General features: G+C 40.5%; 22 protein-coding genes and 3 pseudogenes. 24 read left to right on the top strand and 1 reads right to left on the bottom strand.

Annotated features, from left to right (window positions below; all coding sequences use genetic code 11):
- Positions 1-11: 11 nt before the first annotated feature.
- Entirely contained in the window at positions 12-584 is a 573-nt protein-coding gene (locus CK797_RS00820) for a sigma-70 family RNA polymerase sigma factor (protein ID WP_104687928.1), read from the bottom strand.
- A 218-nt stretch (positions 585-802) separates the two neighbouring features.
- On the opposite strand from CK797_RS00820, the gene CK797_RS09060 reads away from it, so the two are divergent.
- From CK797_RS09060 to rfbD, 24 genes and pseudogenes are all read left to right on the top strand, one after another.
- Complete coding sequence (locus tag CK797_RS09060) at positions 803-1,120, top strand: hypothetical protein (protein WP_181049496.1); 318 nt, start codon at positions 803-805, stop codon at positions 1,118-1,120.
- Entirely contained in the window at positions 1,051-1,506 is a 456-nt protein-coding gene (locus CK797_RS09055) for a hypothetical protein (protein WP_181049495.1), read from the top strand. Before CK797_RS09060 ends, CK797_RS09055 begins: the two co-directional genes overlap by 70 nt.
- Positions 1,507-1,606: 100 nt before the next feature.
- Entirely contained in the window at positions 1,607-2,017 is a 411-nt protein-coding gene (locus tag CK797_RS00810) for a winged helix-turn-helix transcriptional regulator (RefSeq protein WP_104687927.1), read from the top strand.
- A 287-nt stretch (positions 2,018-2,304) separates the two neighbouring features.
- Positions 2,305-3,318 carry an LCP family protein gene (locus tag CK797_RS00805; protein WP_104687926.1) on the top strand — a complete coding sequence of 338 codons (1,014 nt, stop codon included), beginning with the start codon at positions 2,305-2,307 and terminating at the stop codon, positions 3,316-3,318.
- An 11-nt stretch (positions 3,319-3,329) separates the two neighbouring features.
- The gene (locus CK797_RS00800; protein WP_104687925.1) at positions 3,330-4,121 is read left to right on the top strand and encodes a YveK family protein; all 792 of its coding nucleotides are present in this window, start codon (positions 3,330-3,332) and stop codon (positions 4,119-4,121) included.
- A 15-nt stretch (positions 4,122-4,136) separates the two neighbouring features.
- Positions 4,137-4,895 (top strand): CpsD/CapB family tyrosine-protein kinase, encoded by a 759-nt coding sequence (locus CK797_RS00795; protein WP_104687924.1) that lies wholly within the window; start codon positions 4,137-4,139, stop codon positions 4,893-4,895.
- Complete coding sequence (locus CK797_RS00790; RefSeq protein ID WP_104687923.1) at positions 4,895-5,671, top strand: tyrosine-protein phosphatase; 777 nt, start codon at positions 4,895-4,897, stop codon at positions 5,669-5,671. Before CK797_RS00795 ends, CK797_RS00790 begins: the two co-directional genes overlap by 1 nt.
- Before the next feature lie 29 nt (positions 5,672-5,700).
- Positions 5,701-6,126, top strand: a complete 426-nt coding sequence (locus CK797_RS00785) for a sugar transferase (RefSeq protein WP_263851274.1) — start codon at positions 5,701-5,703, stop codon at positions 6,124-6,126.
- A complete protein-coding gene (locus CK797_RS09195) occupies positions 6,092-6,328 on the top strand; it encodes a sugar transferase (protein WP_318531292.1) in 237 nt (78 codons plus the stop codon). Before CK797_RS00785 ends, CK797_RS09195 begins: the two co-directional genes overlap by 35 nt.
- 12 nt (positions 6,329-6,340) lie before the next feature.
- Entirely contained in the window at positions 6,341-7,111 is a 771-nt protein-coding gene (locus CK797_RS00780) for a glycosyltransferase family 2 protein (RefSeq protein WP_104687922.1), read from the top strand.
- Between the two features lie 2 nt (positions 7,112-7,113).
- On the top strand, positions 7,114-8,373 hold the full coding sequence (locus tag CK797_RS00775) for a hypothetical protein (RefSeq protein WP_104687921.1): 1,260 nt from the start codon (positions 7,114-7,116) through the stop codon (positions 8,371-8,373).
- 72 nt (positions 8,374-8,445) lie between these two features.
- Positions 8,446-9,525, top strand: a complete 1,080-nt coding sequence (locus CK797_RS00770) for a glycosyltransferase (protein ID WP_104687920.1) — start codon at positions 8,446-8,448, stop codon at positions 9,523-9,525.
- Positions 9,518-10,486: a glycosyltransferase gene (locus CK797_RS00765; protein ID WP_104687919.1), complete on the top strand. Its 969-nt coding sequence runs from the start codon at positions 9,518-9,520 to the stop codon at positions 10,484-10,486. The genes CK797_RS00770 and CK797_RS00765 overlap by 8 nt, the downstream gene beginning before the upstream one ends.
- An 11-nt stretch (positions 10,487-10,497) precedes the next feature.
- The gene (locus tag CK797_RS00760; RefSeq protein ID WP_104687918.1) at positions 10,498-11,406 is read left to right on the top strand and encodes a glycosyltransferase; all 909 of its coding nucleotides are present in this window, start codon (positions 10,498-10,500) and stop codon (positions 11,404-11,406) included.
- Positions 11,403-12,254 (top strand): glycosyltransferase, encoded by an 852-nt coding sequence (locus CK797_RS00755; protein WP_104687917.1) that lies wholly within the window; start codon positions 11,403-11,405, stop codon positions 12,252-12,254. Before CK797_RS00760 ends, CK797_RS00755 begins: the two co-directional genes overlap by 4 nt.
- The gene (locus CK797_RS00750) at positions 12,247-13,314 is read left to right on the top strand and encodes a polysaccharide pyruvyl transferase family protein (RefSeq protein ID WP_104687916.1); all 1,068 of its coding nucleotides are present in this window, start codon (positions 12,247-12,249) and stop codon (positions 13,312-13,314) included. Before CK797_RS00755 ends, CK797_RS00750 begins: the two co-directional genes overlap by 8 nt.
- Before the next feature lie 2 nt (positions 13,315-13,316).
- Positions 13,317-14,714 carry a lipopolysaccharide biosynthesis protein gene (locus CK797_RS00745; protein ID WP_104687915.1) on the top strand — a complete coding sequence of 466 codons (1,398 nt, stop codon included), beginning with the start codon at positions 13,317-13,319 and terminating at the stop codon, positions 14,712-14,714.
- A gap of 16 nt (positions 14,715-14,730) precedes the next feature.
- Positions 14,731-15,849 carry a UDP-galactopyranose mutase gene (glf, locus tag CK797_RS00740; protein ID WP_104687914.1) on the top strand — a complete coding sequence of 373 codons (1,119 nt, stop codon included), beginning with the start codon at positions 14,731-14,733 and terminating at the stop codon, positions 15,847-15,849.
- Positions 15,850-16,387: 538 nt separating this feature from the next.
- The gene (locus CK797_RS00735; protein ID WP_104687913.1) at positions 16,388-16,783 is read left to right on the top strand and encodes a hypothetical protein; all 396 of its coding nucleotides are present in this window, start codon (positions 16,388-16,390) and stop codon (positions 16,781-16,783) included.
- A 146-nt stretch (positions 16,784-16,929) separates the two neighbouring features.
- Positions 16,930-18,144 carry a hypothetical protein gene (locus tag CK797_RS00730; protein WP_104687912.1) on the top strand — a complete coding sequence of 405 codons (1,215 nt, stop codon included), beginning with the start codon at positions 16,930-16,932 and terminating at the stop codon, positions 18,142-18,144.
- 359 nt (positions 18,145-18,503) lie between these two features.
- Positions 18,504-19,004, top strand: a pseudogene (locus CK797_RS00725) (sugar nucleotidyltransferase); the annotation flags it as partial.
- Positions 19,004-19,576: pseudogene (gene rfbC, locus CK797_RS00720) on the top strand (dTDP-4-dehydrorhamnose 3,5-epimerase); the annotation flags it as partial. The pseudogenes CK797_RS00725 and rfbC, both read left to right, overlap by 1 nt.
- 15 nt (positions 19,577-19,591) lie before the next feature.
- The gene (gene rfbB, locus CK797_RS00715; RefSeq protein WP_104687910.1) at positions 19,592-20,635 is read left to right on the top strand and encodes a dTDP-glucose 4,6-dehydratase; all 1,044 of its coding nucleotides are present in this window, start codon (positions 19,592-19,594) and stop codon (positions 20,633-20,635) included.
- Between the two features lie 62 nt (positions 20,636-20,697).
- A pseudogene (gene rfbD, locus CK797_RS00710) lies at positions 20,698-21,539 on the top strand (dTDP-4-dehydrorhamnose reductase).
- Positions 21,540-21,631 lie beyond the last annotated feature (92 nt).

Here is a 21,631-nt window from a genome sequence, read left to right as displayed (position 1 = left end):
CTCAGGGGCGATTATACCATGTCTGGCCAGTCCTTTCCCAAGCGGCGGGCGGTAGCGATCAACTGTTTCTTCCATTGAAAGACCGCTTGGCGGGAGACCCCGCAGTGCTTGGCGATCGCCGTGTCGCTTTGGTAACGATCCTGAAGAGCGAGGAGGAGGTAGCGGCGGGCCGGTGCACTCGAATGCCGCCAGAGCTCGTCAAAGAAGGCGGCGTTGGTCAGCCGGCTGAAGGGGAGCTGGGCCCGGCCATCAACCAGTTCGGCGTCCGTAGGGGTCACCGCCTGGTCGAGGGAGTATTGGCGACAATCGACGGCCAGTTGCTGGTGGCGGAGGATGTCGAGAAGGCGCCAGCGGATCTTCCGGTAAGCATAGGACATCATTCGGCGCTTCTCCAGCGGGGTCGTCAGTGGGCCTGAGTAATCGGCGTAGACCTCAGCGAAGATCATACAGCCCTCCTGGAAGAGATCGGGGTAGTCGTCGCGGTGGACCGGGATGCTGAGCCCCTTGAGGACGCCGTGAACGAGCCGGACGTGGTCGTCCTGATAGAGGAAGTCGAAGCCATCTTGAATTGTCTGTTTAGTCATTGGAAATCACCTGTATTCGATAGATTCCCAAGCGCGCTTGAGTGTCCCTAGCTTACTAGACAGACCTTGATGATGCGAATTTGAAAATAGTCGTAATTAAACGAAAAAAATGATTGACAGGGGTCAAATTTACCGATATTTTATTATTTGCGGTAAGCGCTTACTATTTTGCTTATAATTGCAATTATTTCAAAAATTACGCATAGGGAGTAGAGTAAATGAAGAAAACCAAGTTCATTGATTTAACTAAGCTGGCCAAACTTCGGATTGACGAAGAGACGAATGCCTTTCGCCCAAACTGGGACAATACGATTCTGATGACCGCCTATGACGCTGAACGAACATTTATCCTGACGAGGGATGGCTCCTCACTCAGCCACTTCGCGATGTTTTGCATCGCTTTGCCAGCGACAATGATATCGATGAGTACGAGCGTCAGGCAATCTATAAAATGGTCGGTGCGCATATGGGGCGCGGATATATTGCCGGCCACCATCGACTGGTACCAACCCACGGGACGACCAACGCAAACGTAGTGTATTACATGGCCCACTGGCTCGATGATAATGGTACCTTAACCGACGACCACCTGCTGATTGCCTCCTTCCACGGACGCAAGCGGATCTACCGTGTCTGCATTGACACCAGCCTCAAGACCTTCGATCGCCTGCTCAAGGCCGCTAATCAGGTGGCAGCGTGCCAATTAGACGGCCTGGACTGGTTAATGCACAACTACGGGGTTAAAACGGTTAACAAGAAGAAAAGTGTTCGCTATCACCATAATATCCGTGATAAGTGCCGGTGTACCCACCACCGGATCCGCTGTGCCTGGATGATTGCGCTGATTCGCCATATCCTGCGCGACTATCTCAGCGAGGAAGAGATCAGGGAAATCATCAAGAAAATTAAAAGAAATATCTAAAAGGCAAAGTTTTCCGGACAAAACGTGTTCAATAGTCTAGCAAGCGGTTATAATAGGAGGTGTGAAGAGGGATAAATAGTTACAGATTGGAGTGTTACCCATGACAGAAAATAAGTTTCATAGTGGAATTGATTACTCGTTAAGGATTCTTCAGGATAATTGGCAACCAACCCTGGTCTTCTGGCTGGGTTTTCGGCCGCTGACCCTGGATGAGCTGCATCAGTTGGTTCCCAAGCTGTCTGGCGACGATCTCAAGGCTGAGCTGGCTAAGCTGCAAAATCTGCGGATCGCTAATCCGGTAAAGGACACCGATAACTGCTACTCTCTGACTGAGGACGGGGATGATTTTCGTCAGTTAATGATCTCGCTGAGGATCTGGGGCAAGCAGCAGATGAACGACGACGAAAACAAGGTTAGTCCGCTGATCGTGGAACCCGAGGCTGACGCCAAGCTGAGTGAACTGATCAAGTACAATAAATTCCTGCGTGAGTACATCAATTACGATGAATAAATTAAAAATGAGGCACCGCTGATTGGATTAATTTCAGTCAGCGTTTTTTTTTCGTCAGTAAACGGTAAAATTTGAAATTAGGTTGTCAAAAATCTAATCGAGGGAGTAAAATAAGCTCCTAGAAATTTGCCACTCTGTTAACTTTTTAAAGTTAAAATATGAAGTTTTTATGAAAGTTACCCTTGACGCCATGAAAGATTGTTGCCATACTATTTTAGTGTGAAACTAAAAGATTTTTTAAAGTTTTGATAACTTAAAATTATTAACTCAATAGGAGACGTTATCTTATGTCTGATGAAAATAATCAATATCCAAGTGATGAACGTCGGGAAGCAATGGACGCTGAAGCCCAGCAGCCTCACCGTCACCACCATCATCGGCACCACCGCCGTCACCGCGGTTGGAAGATCTTCTGGTGGGTCGTTGGCGTCTTGGTCCTAGTGGCCCTCTTCTTTGCGGGAGTGGCATGGCATAACCTCAAGACGACCACGAATGACATGTACAACAGCGCGGGGATCACTAAATCCCGGAACGCTGCTAAGGTCTTGGATGAGAAGCGGCCAGTATCGATCCTCCTGCTGGGAACCGATACTGGGGCCCTCGGTCGGGATTACAAGGGCCGGACGGATACGATGATGATCATGACCCTGAACCCGCAAAAGAAGACAACGACAATCGTCAGTCTGCCGCGGGATATGAAGGTTAACCTGCCAGACTATCCAGAGGATTCACCAGCCAAGATTAATGCGGCCTACGCCTTTGGCGGAGTCAAGGAGAGCGTCAAGACCGTTCAGGAACACTTCGATGTGCCGATTGATTACTATGTTTTGGTTAACATGGGTGGCCTTGAGAAGGCTATCAACCAAGTTGGCGGGGTCGATGTTACGTCTCCATTAACTTTCGACTACGAAGGAGTGTCCTTTGTTAAGGGTAAGACTTATCACCTGAATGGTGCTAATGCATTGAAGTTTAGTCGGATGCGGCATGAGGATCCGCAGGGTGATTACGGTCGTCAGCAACGGCAACGTCTAATTATTACAGCCTTGCTAAAGAAGTCCGTTTCATACAAGACAGTATTGAATCGGTCCTTCCTTAAGTCCGTTTCTAACAGTTCACAAACCGATCTGACCTTTAATGATATGGTTAAGTTAGCGCAGAGCTATCGAGGTGCTAACACAAAGGTAGTTCAAGATCACGTCCAAGGTCGTAGTCAAGAAATTGATGGTCAGTCATTTGAAGTTGTTCCAACGAGTGAACAACAACGGATTACGAACCTATTACAGAATAGTCTTAAGAATTAAGGAGTAGAGCTTTGAATAATTCGTCAGAAACATTAAACAACACGATTGATTTGAGCCGCCTGATGGCGATCCTGCGCAAGCACTTCAAGATGCTGATCGTCTGGACCCTGCTTGCTGGGGTGCTGGGCTTCGTAGTTGCCCAGTTTGTGGTGGTGCCAAAGTATACGGCAACAACCGAGATTTTGGTTAACCAGAAGCACAGTAATGATGCTAATGGGGCTGCTTATACTAACCAGCAGGCTGATATTCAGATGATTAACACATACAAGGACTTGATCACTAATCAGGTGGTATTGAACAAGGTTAGTCACCAGCTTAACAGTGCGGAAGTTGCGCGTGAATACGGCCGTTCATACAATATGCCGGTCAGTGAGTTAAAGGATGCCGTCAAGATTAGTACTCAACAGAATTCTCAGGTTTTCTCTGTTGCCGTCAAAACGGATGACCCGAACCTGTCAGCGGCAACGGCTAATACGATCGCCCAGGTATTTAAGAAGCAGATTAAGAAGATTATGTCGGTTAACAACGTAACGATCGTTTCTCGAGCGGCGGCACCGGATAGCCCGTCATTCCCTAACGTTAAGCTATTTACTCTGGCTGGAGCAGTGCTTGGCCTATTGCTGAGTGCCATTTACCTGATCGTTAAGGAATTGATGGACACGACTATCAAGGATGATGATTTCATGACTAAGGAACTTGGTCTGACCAACCTTGGCCACATTAATCATTTCCACTTGAGTCATGCCTTTAGGGCAAATCAGGTACGGCGTGAAGATAACACGCATGCCGAACGACGGGTCTAGAAGGAGGAGAGCGGAATGTCACTTTTTCATCGTGGAAATAAGAATCAATCAAACGCGACAATCAATAACGGTGCCCAGCTGATTGCGGCTGTCCACCCGAAGAGCCCAATCTCCGAACAGTTTCGGACCTTGCGGACGAACATCAATTTCATGGCGATCGATAACCCAATTAAGACGCTGGCGCTGACCTCAGCTAACGTATCAGAGGGGAAGTCAACGGTTACCGATAACCTGGCGGTGGTCTGGGCACAAACCGGCCAAAAGGTGCTGCTGGTTGATGCTGATTTGCGGCGTTCGATCTTGCACCGGACTTTTGATCTTGACAACCGTGAAGGCTTGACCACCATTTTAACCAGTCACGCCCGGACGATCGACTTGAATAAGATTATCCAACCGAGTGGAATCGAAAACCTATCTGTTTTACCGAGTGGCCCGACGCCGCCAAACCCGGCTGAGTTGTTAGGTTCTCAGCGAATGAAGGACTTTCTAAAGGCGGCTAAGGAACGGTACGACATGGTGATTGTCGACGTACCGCCAATGCTGGAAGTTACCGACACCCAGGTCATTTCGCATTATCTAGATGCAGTAGTGCTTGTGGTTAAGCAGGGACAAACTCAGAAGCTTGGTGCCAAGCGGGCCGTTGAACTCCTAAAGCTGGCCCACGCTAACCTGCTTGGCTATGTAATGAATGATGTGCCGAGTGATGGTTCTGCCGGTTATGGTTACGGCTACGGTTATGGCTACGGTTATGGTAATGATGGAGACGATAAGTAATGGTAATGGTTGATCTCCACTGTCATCTTTTACCGGGGATTGACGATGGTTCTAAAAGTATGGATATCTCATTGCGACTGGCCCGGGAAGCAACGGAGAATGGGGTTACTCACGCCCTCTTGACACCGCACCACATGAACGGTCGGTATGTGAACCATAAACAGGATGTAATTCGACGGACAAAGGAGTTCCAAGAGCAGCTTAAGGCCCATAATATTCCGCTGACAGTATTTCCTGGTCAGGAAGTTCGGATCAATGGGCAATTACTAGATGCTTTAGATAAGGATGATATCCTTTTTGCGGATACAGCCGGCAAGTATATGATGCTAGAATTTCCTGACGATGATGTACCAAACTACACTAGTCGGATGATCTTTGATATTCAGCAATGCGGTATCACACCAGTCATTGTGCACCCAGAACGGAATACCAAGATCATGGCTGAACCTGATCAAATCTACCAATTACTAGAAAAGGGGTGCTTGTCACAAATTACGGCAAGTTCTTATGTTGGTACTTTTGGGAAAAAGGTTGAGAACTTTAGCCGTCAGTTGATCGAGGCTGGTCAAGGATACGTTTTTGCATCCGATGCGCATGATCTGCCAGGACGAAAATATGAAATGCGCCAGGCTTTTCACAAGTTACGACATGAATTCGGTCAGGAACTGGCGGATCAGTATCAACAGAATGCTCGTTCAATTATCAATGGGGAGAATGTACCTCTTAACGATTTACAACCGCTAAAGAAAAAGAAAAGACATTTTTGGCTATTTTAATAGACTAGGGAGTAGGAGTCGCAATGCAAATGATTAATTCAGATGAAAAGACAACAAAATTCTTATGGTATCGTGATTTCTTTAAGCGAATACTTGATATCATGGTTAGTTCGGTTGCATTAATCATTTTTGCTATTCCAATGTTGATTATAGCCATATGCATTAAAGCAGATTCTAAAGAGGATCCGATACTATTTAAGCAGGTTCGTATAGGAAAAAACGATGTACCGTTTAAAATATATAAATTTAGAACCATGCGTACTGACGCACCTCATCAAATGGCTACTGAGAAGTTTGAAAATCCAGAGGTTTATATTACCAAAATAGGTGAAAAGCTTCGCAAATCGAGCTTGGATGAGTTGCCACAGCTTCTGAATGTACTTAGAGGCGATATGAGTATAGTAGGGCCACGGCCCGCTAATTCCAAAGGAGAAAGAGGTATTATCATGGCGTGACGAGTACGGTGCTGAGAAAGTACTGCCTGGGATTACGGGATTGGCACAGGTTAATGGTCGTGATGAACTGATTGGCGAAGAGAAAGCAAAGTACGATGCAGAATATGCTAATAGTATATCTTTCTTACTGGATTTGAAAATTTTAGCTAAAACTGTTAGCGATGTTGTTCGTAGTCGTGGAATACATGAAGGGAAGAAGTAGGGTTGATAGGTCATGAATAAAGAAGAGTTAACATCAGGTCTGGTTTCAATAGTTATGCCTTGTTATAATGGTGAACAGTTCATAGATGAGACAATTAAATCCGTGTTGAACCAGACTTATCAAAAATGGGAATTATTGGTTATTGATGATGGTTCTCGTGATAGCTCTGCCTCTATCGTTCAAAACTATGCAAAGGATGACCAAAGGATTCACCTAATTCAGCAACGAAACGCAGGGTCAGCTGCAGCAAGAAATAATGGAATAAGGCAATCTAAAGGACAGTATTTGGCTTTACTTGATTCAGACGATATCTGGTTACCCGGCTTTTTAGATAGTCAGGTTAGGTTTATTAGGCAGAAAGGGTCTGTTTGCGTTTGTTCTTCGTATCTGAGGATTGATGAGCAATCAAACGAGATAATGAGACCTGTTATGGCTAAGGCAATTATTACATCGAAAGATATGCAATCAGTTGATAATGTTGGTTGTTTGACAGGTTTATATGATCAATCAAAGTATGGGAAAGTTTTCCTTAAGGTAGAGTTGAATAGTTTGTTGGATGACTACGCTTTTTGGTTTGATGTTATAGCATTAGAGGGTGTCGCATACGGGAATCCGAAGGTCTTAGCAAAATACCGTGTCAGAAAAGGCTCATTAACCAGTAATAAGATTAAACTAATCAAGAAACACTACAAATTCTATAGAACCCAATTACATCAATCGGAATTTACAAGTTTATTGAGTGTTGCTAAGTGGGCGTATGCCGGGGTTAAGAAATACTATTAATCATGTATAAAGAGAATAAACAAACTGAAAAATTTAGGCTTATAAGAGTACTTTGGTTAATGTATGTACTCTTTCCCTTTTATTTAAGAGGCATAGTGGTATACCAAAATATTATTTTTTACGGTGTATCCATATTATTTACCGTTTATTTTTTCTATAAATTATTTAGTGCAAGAATCGAAAGAGGATATATTTCTCGTTACTTTTTATATTTGCTATTGTTTCTTGCTTTGACAATTTTTTCCGCTTTAATTCCTTTTTTTAAGGGTACTGGGGATTACAGTTATACTATTCTTCTTCTTACGTGTTGGGGTAGAATTTTTGTCTTGACCGGAACTGTTATTTTAAGCAACTCGGTCATTAGATATATAAACTTATTAATTGATGCAATTAACTCTTATGTCATCTGTTCAATTGTACTGCTTATACCAAGGCTCCATTCTTTCTATATGAGTATATTAGATAGTAGTACATTAGTATCCAGTCGAGCAGAAGAATTTTACAGTCAAGATTATTACACAAGATTTGGGCTGCTAGGTTTTTCAGGATTTGGTTGTACATTAATGTGTGCAGCAGCTGTCTTGTTATGTTGCTTTATGATAGTTAATAAAATTGGAAAAGAAGAGTCCATTAGTAAGTATGTGTGGAGGATGACTATCTCTCTAGTAGGTACTGCAATGTATGGACGTGTGGGGTTATTTGCCTCAGTTCTACTTATTGTTATTACATTGGTTTATTTAGCAATTAAATATAAAAAATTTGCTATTTTGTCTGGTTCGATTTTTTCAGCCGTTTTAATAGTTATTTTGTTTGTAGCCAATGCAAGTTATTTGCAACAGATAAGTAGTATTAGATGGATGTTTGAAGGCTTCTTTAATTATCTTGATTATGGAACATTTACAACGAAGTCTACGGAAGCCCTGGGCAATATGTATTTTTGGCCAGGAGCAAAAACATTCTTTTGGGGAGATGGATATTATAACGTAGCAGGTCGATACTACATGGGAACGGACGTTGGCTTTTTACGACCGTTACTATTTGGGGGTATATACTTTGAGCTGTTGTATTATGCAACAATTTTGCCATTACTAAGCGTAATAAATAAAAACTTTACAAAGAGGAATGGAAGTTTTCTCCTCTTCATTATTATTATTTTCTTAGTGTTCTTTGAATTTAAAGGTGAAGTATTGATATCATTTAGCTACATAGTGTATACGATTGTGTGTGCTATCCTGCTTTCTAAACGTATTAACATAAAATAAAGTTAATTTATGCCTGCTAATTTTAATTTATACAGGCATTTTTGTTTATCTGATTAAGGTGGAGTATTAATAATGAAAAAATATGTCTTTATAACAAATCAATTTAAGACTGGTGGGGTTGAAAGTGTATTCTTAAATATAGCAAGAAACACAGATAAGGAGATATTACTATTTCCCGTACACAACTCTAAAGATAACTATTTGATAGATTCTTTACCTAAAAATGTATCTATTTTACAGAATAAATATTTAATAAAGCGCAATATAGTTGGCCTTTTTAAGACTATATTTATCGCTTATAAATATCGAAAGAAGTTTCAAAGTAATGATTATAGAGTCATAAATTTTAGTGATACACTTACTACGCTTCTGTTTTCGTATATAACAAGTCCTAAAACTTTTTTTTCTTGGGTCCATTGTAATCCTTATGCGTTAACGAATGCTAAAACATATCGACTGTATTGGTATTTGCTAAAGAAATGTTCTAAAATAATTTTTATTTCAGAATCTCAAAGAGATCTTTTTTACAAAATGTCTCTTAGCAAAAATTTGTGTAAAGAAAATTCTTTGGTTTGCACGAATTTTGTAGATATTAGTCATATAATAAAGCTTTCGGAAGAAGATATTAGGTTAAAAAATTACTTTTTTATGGCCGCTCGAATTGACTTTCGTTCCAAAGATTACATAACTTTATTAAAAGGATATTCATTATTACCGACTAAAATCAGGGATAAATATAAAATGGTAATCGCTGGTAATGGCCCAGATATTGGCAGATTGAAGAAAATGGTTGAGAATATGAACTTGACTGATAATGTTATGTTAATAGGCAATCAGGTGAATCCTTATAAGTATATGAAACACGCTAAATTATACATACATTCTTCGATTTCTGAAGGATTCTCAATGGCAATACTGGAAGCATTGATGTGTGGTTGCACAGTAATCGCCTCTGATTGTCAGGTTGGCCCCTCTGAGATTTTACTGCAAGGAAAGTACGGTTATTTGTATAGACCGCGAGATTCAAAAATGCTTGCTAGTAAAATTAAAGAGGCCTTGCATAATCCTATTTACGAAGATGAAGCAATTAAGCGAGCAGAGTTTATAACAGAGAAGGGTAAGAAACAATTGAGGAGTTTTTTTGATGACTGATAAAACAGTAACAGCTATAGTAGTGACCTATAATCGAAAAAAAGAACTAATGAATTGTATAGATCATCTCTTGAAGCAGATTTCTAAACCGGACAATATTTTGATTATGGATAACTGTTCAGATGATGGTACATTGAATTTACTGAAAGAAAGATTTCATCTTAATATTTTAGAAACAAAAACTAACAAAATGGAAAGGGTCGGCAACATCCATAATGTTCATATATACGTTTATTCAAGTGATCATAACGGTGGGGGTTCCTATGGGTTTTCTACGGCAATGCAGGAGGCATTTGAAAATTTAAAGACGGATTTATACTGGATGATGGACGATGATGGTTACCCGTCTAAAGATTGTTTAAAGGAACTATTACCATATTCGATTAGTTATGATTACATAATGCCTGCTTCAATTGATATTGATGATCATAGCAAACTTTCATGGCCTGTTCGCAAAAAAGATGGTGTAAAAACTACTGAATACTCAGAACTTTGTAAGTCTTGGGGAGACATTATGGATTTTGTTACTCCTTTCAATGGAGTGCTTTTATCTAGTAAGTGCTTGCAAAAAGTAGGGTATGTCAATAAGGACTTCTTCATTTGGGGTGATGAGTATGACCATTATTGGAGATGTAAAAAGCAAGGAATAAATCCTGTAACCTTATTGAAAGCTAAGTTTTATCATCCATCGCAGAAATTACCATTGGTTAAAATTTGCTTTGGACTTTTTACGGCTCCATACGTTGATTCAAAACTACGAATGGTTTGTTTGGCCAGAAACTATACATACATTTATAAAAATTACGGCCAAGCTTATAAGATTCCTTTGAAATTTTTACAATATACCTGGCTCTTTTTGATAACTCGTCATCTTGACTTTCAAGGATGGAAATTATATATTGTTTCAGTTCGAGATGGACTAAAGGGAGATTTCTCTAGGCATAAAAAATATCTTAAATAAGAAGGGCTATTATGATTAGCGTTATTATGTCGACATATAACGAGCCACTGTCACTGATAATTGAATCTCTTAATTCAATTATGAATCAGACATATACTAACTTAGAGATTTTGGTTTGCTTGGATAATCCAGCATCAAAAAATAACAATAAAATTATAGAGTTTACTAAAAAAGATTCTCGCATTAAAATTATGCGAAATCTTGTGAACTTAGGTTTGCCTAAAACGCTGAATCGGTTGATCGAGGCTTCTCATGGTGATTATATTGCGAGAATGGATGCGGATGATATAGCTATCAATACGCGTTTAGAGGATGAACTTAAGTTTCTCCAAAGAAACCATCTGGATTTAGTCGCGTCAAATGTGTCTGATATGGATATGGATGGCAACAACAGTGGGATAATCACAGGATATCCTCAAAGGGATAAGAGAATAAAGGAATATCTAAAATATGGTGATTGCATGCCTCATCCTACCTGGTTAGGTACTAGAGAAATTTTCCTTAGGCTAAAGGGATATAGAGATATAAATGCATGTGAGGATTATGATTTTATTTTAAGGGGAGCAGTAGATGGATTTAGGTATGGTGTATACACCAAACCATTATTAAGATACAGAATCAATGATTTAAGTATTTCACATACGAATAATATTGACCAAATAGTAACGAGCATCTATTTACAAGCAATGTACTCCCAGAAGGAAATACCATCTATTAACGACATTGAATCGTTTAAGAGAAAACCTGAAGGGAAAAAGTTGAGATCTGATATTGTTGATTACTTTAATATTATAAAGTATAGTAATAAGTCAGTAATTTTACGATCTACGGATAGGGTAAAATTATTATGCACTAACTCTTTTGCACGTAGAGAACTAAAAAATAAATTTCTAAGGAACATAATAAGAAAAGAAAAATGAAATATAGTTATATTACTTTTTTGGGTTCAGATAATTATTTAATAGGTACATTAGCGCTCATTGAATCACTAAAAGCGGTTAGAAGTAAAAAACCAATTGTAGTATTGGTATCAAATGCTGTTAGTAATAAAACACTCGAAGTTTTAGAAAAAATGGATATTAAGTATATTAAGGTTAAAGATATCAAGTTGCCTAAAGAAGTATCGGAAAATAATAAAACGGTGAATCAATCGCAGTGGGATAAAACCTTTGGAAAATTGTACATCTTTGGTATGACTGATTTTGATAAGTTAGTATTCCTAGATTCAGATATTTTTGTGAAGGAAAATATTGATGAATTATTTGATAAGCCTAATATGTCAGCGGTGTTTGCAGGAAAGTCTTATTCCGGGAATGAAGAGTGGGAAAAGTCGTTAAATTCGGGTGTTATGGTTATTACTCCTCAGAAGGGGGAAGATGAAAGATTATTTACCATAATGAAAGAGAATATCGATCGATATGGCGAAAGCGGAATTGGTGACCAAGATATAATTCATATGGGATATCCAAAGTGGTCTAAAAACCCTAAACTTGAGATGAATGAAAAATATAATGTTTTTGCTTTATATGAACCTTATTATGTAAGTACAGTCTTGGGGAATAGTTCAATTAAAGCACTTCATTTTATTGGCAGTAAGAAGCCATGGAATATGTCTTTTGGAGAACGAAAGTTATATTTGATTAAGCGACTTGTTAAGCAACTTATTTTAACCAAGAGTTTCAAGGGAGATTTAACAACAATTAGAGATTTTAATAGCTATTGTTCTCTTTGCGATCAAGTAAGAAAGGAGCTCTCTGATAATGTTTAAGTCCTTGACAGATTTCTTGATGCCAATGATTATTTCATTGAAGTGCAACTATTTTAAGATTAAACAACCTCTAAAGAGTCGTTTATCTAATTTAGGAGATTCAAAAAAAATTTTTTATATGATGTTGCCTACTCATGGAAATATAGGTGATCAAGCAATTGCAGTTGCAACATTAAAAATGTTAGAAGATCAATTTAGTGATTATAAGATTGTTACTATAAATGACGATGAAATATATAGTGGTATTCATGCCATTAAAGAAGTTATATCTCCGCATGACCTGATTTTTATACATGGAGGCGGAAATATGGGAGATTTATACTTAACTGCTGAAAGACAACGGTTATGTATTGTGAAAAATTTCCCTAATAATAAAATAATTTCCATGACGCAGACGGCATTCTTCAGTGATTCAAACCAGGGGAGGAGACAACTAGCACGTTCTAGAAAAATATATAATTCCCATGAAGATCTTATCTTATTTGCTAGGGAAAAGAAGACATTCGATTTTATGAAATCAAATTTTGGTAATGCCCATGTTAAATTGATTCCAGATATAGTCTTTTACTTGTATAATCCAAATAATAAGATTAAGGGGAGAAGAAATTTTATAACTACCTGTCTTCGCAGTGACGAGGAGAGTATTTTGTTATCACCTCATGAAGTAATAGACTGTATAAGTAAAATAGATAAGGAAATGTTTATATATGATACTTATGTAGCTAGACAAATTAGTAATAATATCGACCGAGTGTTAGAAGTGCGTTCACTTATGAATCAGTTTCGTCGAAGCAAAATTGTCGTTACGGATAGGATGCATGGGATGGTTCTATCCGCGATTACAGGGACGCCGTGTATAGTAACAAAATCAATGGATGATAAGATTGTAGGGACATATCAGTGGATTAAAGACTTAAACTATGTTGATTTTGTGGATTCTTTTGATAATAAAATTTTAAAAGAAAAAATAGAAAGCCTTTGTAATTTAGAAAAAATAAGCACGTTGGATATTAAATCAAAATATTTAATGGATATTAGAGAACAGGTCTTTAGTAATTGAGCATGAATAAATACAAAAAATTATTTAATAACTCTATTATTTTTGCAATTGGTAATTTAGGCAGTAAGTTAATGCAGTTTATAATGGTTCCATTATATTCATTTACATTAACAACATCCGAGTTTGGGAAAACTGATATAATTACAACAATTATTTCTCTTCTGTCACCATTAGTGAGTTTAGAGATATATGATGCAGTTTTCCGATTTGCAATGGACAAGAGCGAAAATAAGAAGGTTGTTCTTAACTCGGGATTAGTAATAACACTATTATCGTCAATTGTCATATTGTTATTAGGTTTTGTTTTAAATTTATTTAGTTTTTTTAAGGGATACTGTTTAGTCCTTGATTGTTTTTTGTTAGTATGTACTATTTTTTACTCCCTTATTTCTAACTATGTCAGAGCTATAGGGTATTCAAAGCCATTTGCAATAGCTGGTGTAATTAACACATTTATTATGGCTGGCATGAATGTAGTGCTATTATACTTTTGGAAAATGGGTGTAGCTGGTTATGTTATTTCCATGATTGTTGGCCTTCTTATTGGGAGTTTGTATCTTTTAACTACTGGAATAAGGAAAGATATTAACCTTCGTTATTTTAATCGATCTGTTACTGTACGAATGTTTATATATAGCCTTCCACTGATACCCAATTCCTTATCGTGGTGGATAAACTCTACCTCTGATCGATTATTTATCTTGGCAATGGTAGGGGTTAGTGCTAATGGGTTATATGCCATGGCAAATAAGATACCTAATGCAGTAACGATTTTAACTAATATTTTTTATCAGTCTTGGCAAATTTCTGCAGTTGAAGAATATGACAACAAGAATGCCAGAGAATTTATAACCAATGTATTTAACGTATTTACGTATATTCTACTTATAGGCTCTATATTAATACTTATGTTTATAAGACCTTTTTTCAAAATATTGATAGACCCTTCGTACTATTCAGCTTGGAGAATAACACCACTTGTTTTATGGTCTTTAATTTATTCAAGTATATCTGGCTTCTTGGGAACAATATATACTGCAACTAAAAAAACCGGAGAAATATTCATAACTACTGTCTATGGTGCTATTGTTAACATTGTTGCAAGTCTTGTGTTTATTAAATTATTTGGAATATATGGAGCTGCTTTGGCAAATGCTATTTCTTTCTTAGTCGTTTTAGCGGTTCGATATTATCATCTATATGTTAATGGAAGAATTAGTTTTAACATAAAAAATATTATTTTTCTTCATCTTGTATTCTTTGGATATTCAGCAATAGTATTGGTGACTTCATCCAATATTTTAACAATAATTTTCGGTATTGTTGTTATTGCATTGATAGCGATGTCAGAGTGGAATAAAATAAAGAGTATTTTTCATATAGATATAAAAATAAAGTAATTACTATGAGGAGGAAATTATGAAATTTGATTATTTAGTAGTCGGTGCCGGTCTTTTCGGTGCCACCTTTGCCTATGAAGCCGCTAAGCGTGGCAAGCGGGTCAAGGTGATCGAGAAACGTGACCACATCGCCGGTAACATCTACACCAAGGAAGTTGATGGCATCCAGGTTCACCAGTATGGGGCTCACATCTTTCATACCTCTAACAAGGAGATCTGGGACTACATCAACCAGTTTGCGGAATTCAACCGTTACACCAACAGTCCGGTGGCTAATTATAAGGGGCAGATGTACAACCTGCCCTTCAACATGAACACCTTCAGCGAAATGTGGGGTGTTCGGACACCACAGGAAGCGCTAGATAAGATCAACGAACAACGTCAGGAGATGGCCGGTAAGGAACCCCGGAACCTGGAGGAACAGGCGATCTCACTGATTGGTCGTGATATTTACGAGAAGCTGATCAAGGGCTATACCGAGAAGCAGTGGGGGAGAAAGGCTACGGAGCTGCCCGCCTTCATCATTCGTCGACTCCCGGTTCGCCTGACCTATGATAATAATTACTTTAATGACTCTTATCAGGGGATTCCAATCGGTGGCTATACCCAGATTGTGGAGAAGATGCTGGCTAGTGATCTGATCGATGTGGAAACAGGTGTGGACTTCTTTAATAAGAAGGACGAATACCTGCGAGAATATCCACGGGTCGTCTTTACCGGAATGATCGACCAATTCTTTGGCTACCAGCTCGGTGAACTTCAGTATCGGAGTTTGAAGTTTGAGACCGAGGAGAAGAATATTGGTAACTACCAGGGAAACGCGGTTATCAACTACACGGATGCGGAGACGCCGTTCACCCGGATCATTGAGCATAAGCACTTCGAGTTTGGCAAGGGTGACAAGGACAAGACGATCATTACTCATGAGTATCCAGCTGACTGGCACCGGGGCGATGAGCCTTATTACCCGGTTAACAATCAACAAAATAATGAACTGTATAAGAAATATGCTAAACTAGCTAACGAACAGACGCCAAATGTACTGTTTGGTGGTCGTCTGGGTCAGTATCGTTACTACAACATGGACCAGGTATTACACGCTGCCTTGACGGCAGTTGATAAGGAGTTTAAATGAGCCCCAGGCAGCTGATGGTTGCCTGGTAAGTACCGAATAACAACACGTATTGAAAAAAGTGCTCTGCATAACATATCAGTTTTGATGTTACGCAGGGCGCTTGCTCATTTTAAATATGACATTGGGTTTGGACTTCTTTTGCCCATGGCAAAAAGCCCTTGACAACCAATTTTAAATATTGGTGTTTTCCAACATTTTATAACCGGTGTGGACAATACGTATCGTTATTGACTGCTTACGGTTCAGAGTGATTTGATATTGCTTTGAACTTTTTGCTAAAATTGAGAATCTAACTTGAACATATTAGGGCGAGTAGAGAACGATAGTTATACGATTTAAGAGCGTCAAAAAGCTCCAGTTTGGCAAGAAAACCAAGCTAGAGCTTTTTAATTTACTGGGTAATAGCAATATACGAAATACAATGATCGATAGCTGCAGAAGACAAGCTAGAATAATTACTAGTTAGGAACAAAAAATAAACGTAATTTGAATAATTAGCAAACAGTAGTATAATTAAGAAAAGAAAGGAAGTGAGACTATGAGCCTGGAGGGATTTAAAGTTATTACTCTTGTCGGAGGTGACATTGCACTTACGATATCAAAAACGGGAATATCATTTTCTCAAGCAGCAATTATACAGCTTGGAAAGCCGAGATACGTAAGACTGCTGATTAACGAAAAGGATAAAGAACTAGCCGTGCAAGCAACTGACAAAAACGATAATGAAAAAACATCGTTTTTCAACCCAAGTCGAAAAACAATTGCAGTTCGATGGGGAAACAAGTTGCTACGGCAGAAAATCGTTGAGCTAATGCACTGGAACCCGAATTACATGTACAAGATTCGGGGCGATTATCTCCATAAGGATCAAGCATTATTATTTAAGCTTAACGAAGCCGATAGTTTTAATAAGGTAAACAAAAAGCGTAACTAGGAAGGCAGTCCTAGCTACGCCTAAAGATAGTATGTAGAGTATGCGACACTACACAGTTTTTATTTTAACAAATACTCTGACTTCTTTCAATTACACTCTATGTATTATCTCTTGTTTATTGTCAAATGACAAAGAAAGGGATAAACATGTCTATTGTACAAAAACAGTTTATTTATGATAATAATACCGAACCTGCAACCACAGAGGATGTTAAAAAACTTCTCTCAAGCAATAATGGATTGGAAATCGGAGTAGATGATATTACTAAGGCAAATATAGAAAGTCAATTTCCGGTTGATACAAATGTCTCAAAAATTAAAGGATTGAAATCTGCAATCGAGACCTTTGGCAAAGTAAGTGTCAGGAAATATGATTTTCCTATTAAGCTATCGTCCTTACGTGACATTAACTTTATACGGAATGGCAAGGATGTCATTATGAAGTTTGACGTAGTTGATAATAATGGCGTAAAACAAATAGCAGATGTTAATACGCTATACGATTCACGTGAGGTTTTCTTAGACGCATATTTTTCCTTAAACAAGTTTGCAGTGCATGCCGTTGAACTTGGAAAAGAAGATATGATTTTAGATAACATTGCTAAGTTAAGAGATGGCATAGCTGATGATACTAAAATATATCGCTTCTTCGATTCTGATAAGGGGAACCAGCAAAAAACGTATCTAAGAGCTATAGTGTCACGCAGGTATAAGTTGATATATAGTAATGCAGTTGTCTTTTACATAGCTGTTGCTATGGTTAACAATCTTATAACCAAGACGGGGGAAGCGTATACACTCAAATATCTGCGCGTAACTGACTCCAAATTATATATATCATTTGAGGAGGATGCTCCTACGAAAATTGGTAGCAATGCTAGTTTCACGTTAGGGATAGTGGTATGCAACAGTGAGCTGGGTGATGGAGCAGCAACATTTAAGGCTTCTTATAAGATTAGAAATACTAAGGGTAAAAAGTTCACCGTTCTTGGTGAGGAAATTGCAACAATAAAGCATAACTATAATCCTGCACGGGTACGCGAAAGCCTGAATAGGATTGCAGATATAAATAGTAATCGAAATGATATTATTGATGCAATAAAGGAGACTCTTTGGACCAAGAAGGTAGGCAAAAATGAGATTAATATAATTTCGGCCCATATTAGTCATCTGAAGTTAGATAGCTCTCTTAAGGATAAGCTATTAAATGCAATTGATCCGAAATATATTATTAATAAGTCATATGATTTGGTTGATCTTTTCTCAACACTTGAAGAGAAGGTTAAAGATCCCAACACTAAGTTAATGCTAGAGGGAAAATTTGCAAGGTGGATTATGAATCTGAAACGCTCTAACAAGTGAGGAGTAAAGTAAGTAGTCGATAACACCACGTCTAGGCACGGCCGACCGATCCTCCTATACTGAAAAGCATCAGATTCAGTATAGGAGGATTTTCTTATGGAAGAAAATCAGGTTCTTCGTCAAAAAGTACTGATGAAAAAATAGAGTAAGTTTTTAAGCAGCTCGTGTCTGGAATTTGGCATGAGCTGTTTTTTTGATAGGAACTGCTTTATTAATGCTATCCCAATCATCAATAATCCTATAAGTGTATAACTAATTGGTGTAGAATAAAAGAAGAATATAAAGATAATTATTTATCTCGTATTATTTTTAATTTCTATCGGCATTAATTAGTGTACATTTCGGGGGAGATGGCAATTATGAAGGGAATAATTTTAGCTGGTGGCTCTGGGACGCGACTGTACCCGATTACCCGGGGGACCTCAAAGCAGCTGATCCCGGTCTATGACAAGCCGATGGTCTACTACCCATTATCGACACTGATGCTCGCGGGTATCCGTGATGTCCTGGTGATCTCGACGCCCGAGTACCTTCACCAATTCGAGGAACTCCTCGGTGACGGTTCCGACATTGGCATGCACTTTTCCTACAAAATCCAAAAACACCCGAACGGCCTGGCCGAGGCCTTTATCCTGGGTGAGGACTTCATTGGGGATGACTCAGTAGCCCTGATTCTCGGTGATAATATCTATTACGGTGCTGGTCTGTCGCAGCTGGTCCAAGACGCTGCCAAGAAGATCGAGGGCGCGACCGTCTTCGGTTACCACGTCAACGATCCCGAGCGTTTCGGGGTCGTCGATTTCGATGACCAGATGCACGCTTTGTCGATCGAAGAAAAACCGGCCCACCCGAAGAGCAATTAACGGTAAAGAATACGAAACTTCAGGATGTTAAGATTATTACCCCAAAGGTCTTTGGTGATAACCGAGGTTTCTTCGAGGAAACCTACTCTGACCGGGACTTTAAGGAAGCTGGGATCGACTTCAACTTCGTTCAGGACAATCAATCCCTGTCTAGTCGGGCCGGGGTTCTGCGGGGACTCCACTTTCAACGCGGCAAGGCGGCCCAGGCGAAGCTGATCCGAGTTGTAACTGGGGCCGTTCTTGACGTGATTGTTGATGTTCGTAAGGGATCACCTACATACAAACAGTGGGAAGGTTACATCCTTTCCGCCAGCAACCACCGTCAGCTCCTGGTTCCTCGTGGCTTTGCTCATGGTTTCCTGACTCTGACTGACAATGTCAACTTCCTCTACAAGGTTGACAATTACTACAATGCTGAAGCCGATGGTGGCTTCTCCTTTAAGACACCAGAATTGGGCATTGACTGGCCAATTGAATTCGATAAGGCCATCACTTCCGAAAAGGACGCCGCACAGCCAACCTTTACGGAATTTGAGAAGAACAATCCATTTGTCTATGGTGAAATCTAAAGGAGTAGCATCAGCATGAAGAAAGCATTCAAAAACATTATTGTAACCGGCGGCTGCGGCTTCATTGGTTCTAACTTCGTTCATTACCTGGTTAACAACCACCCCGAGGTTGAACACATCACCGTCCTCGACAAGCTGACCTATGCCGGCAACCCAGCGAACATTGCTGGCCTGCCGAAGGACAAGGTGGAATTGGTTGTCGGTGACATCTGCGACAAGGACCTGGTCGATAAGCTGGTCAGCCAGGCCGATGCGGTCGTCCACTACGCCGCCGAGAGTCACAACGATAACTCTCTGATCGACCCAACGCCGTTCATCAAGACTAACATCGAAGGGACCTTCACCCTGATTCAGGCCTGCCGGAAGTATGACGTCCGTTACCACCACATCTCCACCGATGAGGTCTATGGCGACCTGCCATTACGCGAAGACCTGCCGGGTCACGGTGAAGGTAAGGGCGAGAAGTTCACGCCGGACTCACCATACCGTCCATCCAGCCCGTACTCCTCATCCAAGGCCAGCTCCGACCTCCTTGTCCGGGCCTGGGTCCGTTCCTTTGGCCTGCGGGCGACGATTTCCAACTGCTCAAACAACTATGGGCCTTATCAGCACATCGAGAAGTTTATTCCGCGGCAGATTACCAATATTCTGAGCGGTATCCGGCCAAAGCTCTACGGCTCTGGGAAGAACGTCCGCGACTGGATCCACACCAACGACCACTCCCGCGCCGTCTGGGACATCCTGACTAAGGGGAAGATCGGCGAGACCTACCTGATTGGAGCCAACGGCGAGAAGAACAACAAGGAAGTTCTGGAACTGATCTTGGAGCTGATGGGTCAGCCTAAGGATGCTTACGACCACGTCAAGGATCGTCCTGGACACGATTTACGTTACGCTATCGACGCCACTAAGCTGCGGACCGAACTCGGTTGGGAGCCAGAATATACCGACTTCAAGACCGGCCTCCAGCACACTATTGATTGGTACACCACGCATAAAGATTGGTGGAAGGACGAGAAGGCCGCGGTCGAAGCGAAGTATGCTAAGAATGGTCAATAATTAGGTAGAGTTGATTTAACCAGGCAGCTGATGGTTGCCTGGCTTTTTTGGAGGGAATAATAATGACGAAGATTTTAATCACTGGCGCTAATGGTCAGCTGGGCACGGAATTGAGGAACCTGCTGGATGAACGTGGCGCTGCCTATGATGCCTTTGACTCTAAAGATATGGATATTACTGATAAGCAAGCCGTTGACGCAAAGTTCGATGCCTTAAAGCCTGCGGTAGTTTATCACTGTGCAGCCTACACGGCGGTCGACAAGGCCGAAGATGAAGGCAAACAGGTCAATTGGCAGGTTAACGAGGATGGCACGCGCAACGTTGCCACGGCAGCTAAGCGGGTCGGGGCCAAGCTGGTTTACATCAGTACCGACTATGTGTTTGACGGTACCAACCCAGGCGAGTATCAGGTTGATGACCCGACGAACCCGAAGAACGAGTATGGTAAGGCTAAACTGGCGGTGGGGCCGTCAAGGAGAAGACGGATGACTACTACATCATCCGGACGTCCTGGGTCTTTGGCAAGTACGGCAAGAACTTTGTTTACACCATGCTGCGGTTGGCAAAGGATCATGACAAGCTGACGGTGGTTGACGATCAATTTGGCCGGCCAACCTGGACGCGGACCTTAGCGGAGTTCATGACCTACCTGGTCGACCATGAGGAACCATTTGGGACCTATCAGCTCTCTAACGAGAATAGCTGTTCCTGGTATGAGTTTGCCAAGGAGATCTTGAAGGATCAGGATGTTGAGGTGGCACCGGTGCCATCTGAGGCATATCCGCAGAAGGCTTACCGGCCACGGCATTCGATTATGAGTTTGAGTAAGGCTGAGGAAACCGGCTTTGAGATTATTAGCTGGCAGGAAGCGTTGCAGCGGTTTCTAACGGTGATCGGAGAATAATTTTAAGAATCGGTAAGGAAACACGTTCCATTAGGGATGTGATGAATTACCGTTTTCTTTTTAGATTATCTCGAACACACGTTCCGTAAATG

Source organism: Limosilactobacillus pontis (genome assembly GCF_002940945.1).
In the GTDB taxonomy this organism is placed as follows: Bacteria; Bacillota; Bacilli; order Lactobacillales; family Lactobacillaceae; genus Limosilactobacillus; species Limosilactobacillus pontis_A.
The sequence above is the reverse complement of the archived record's forward strand: the minus strand, read 5'-3'. Positions and strand labels throughout refer to the sequence as shown.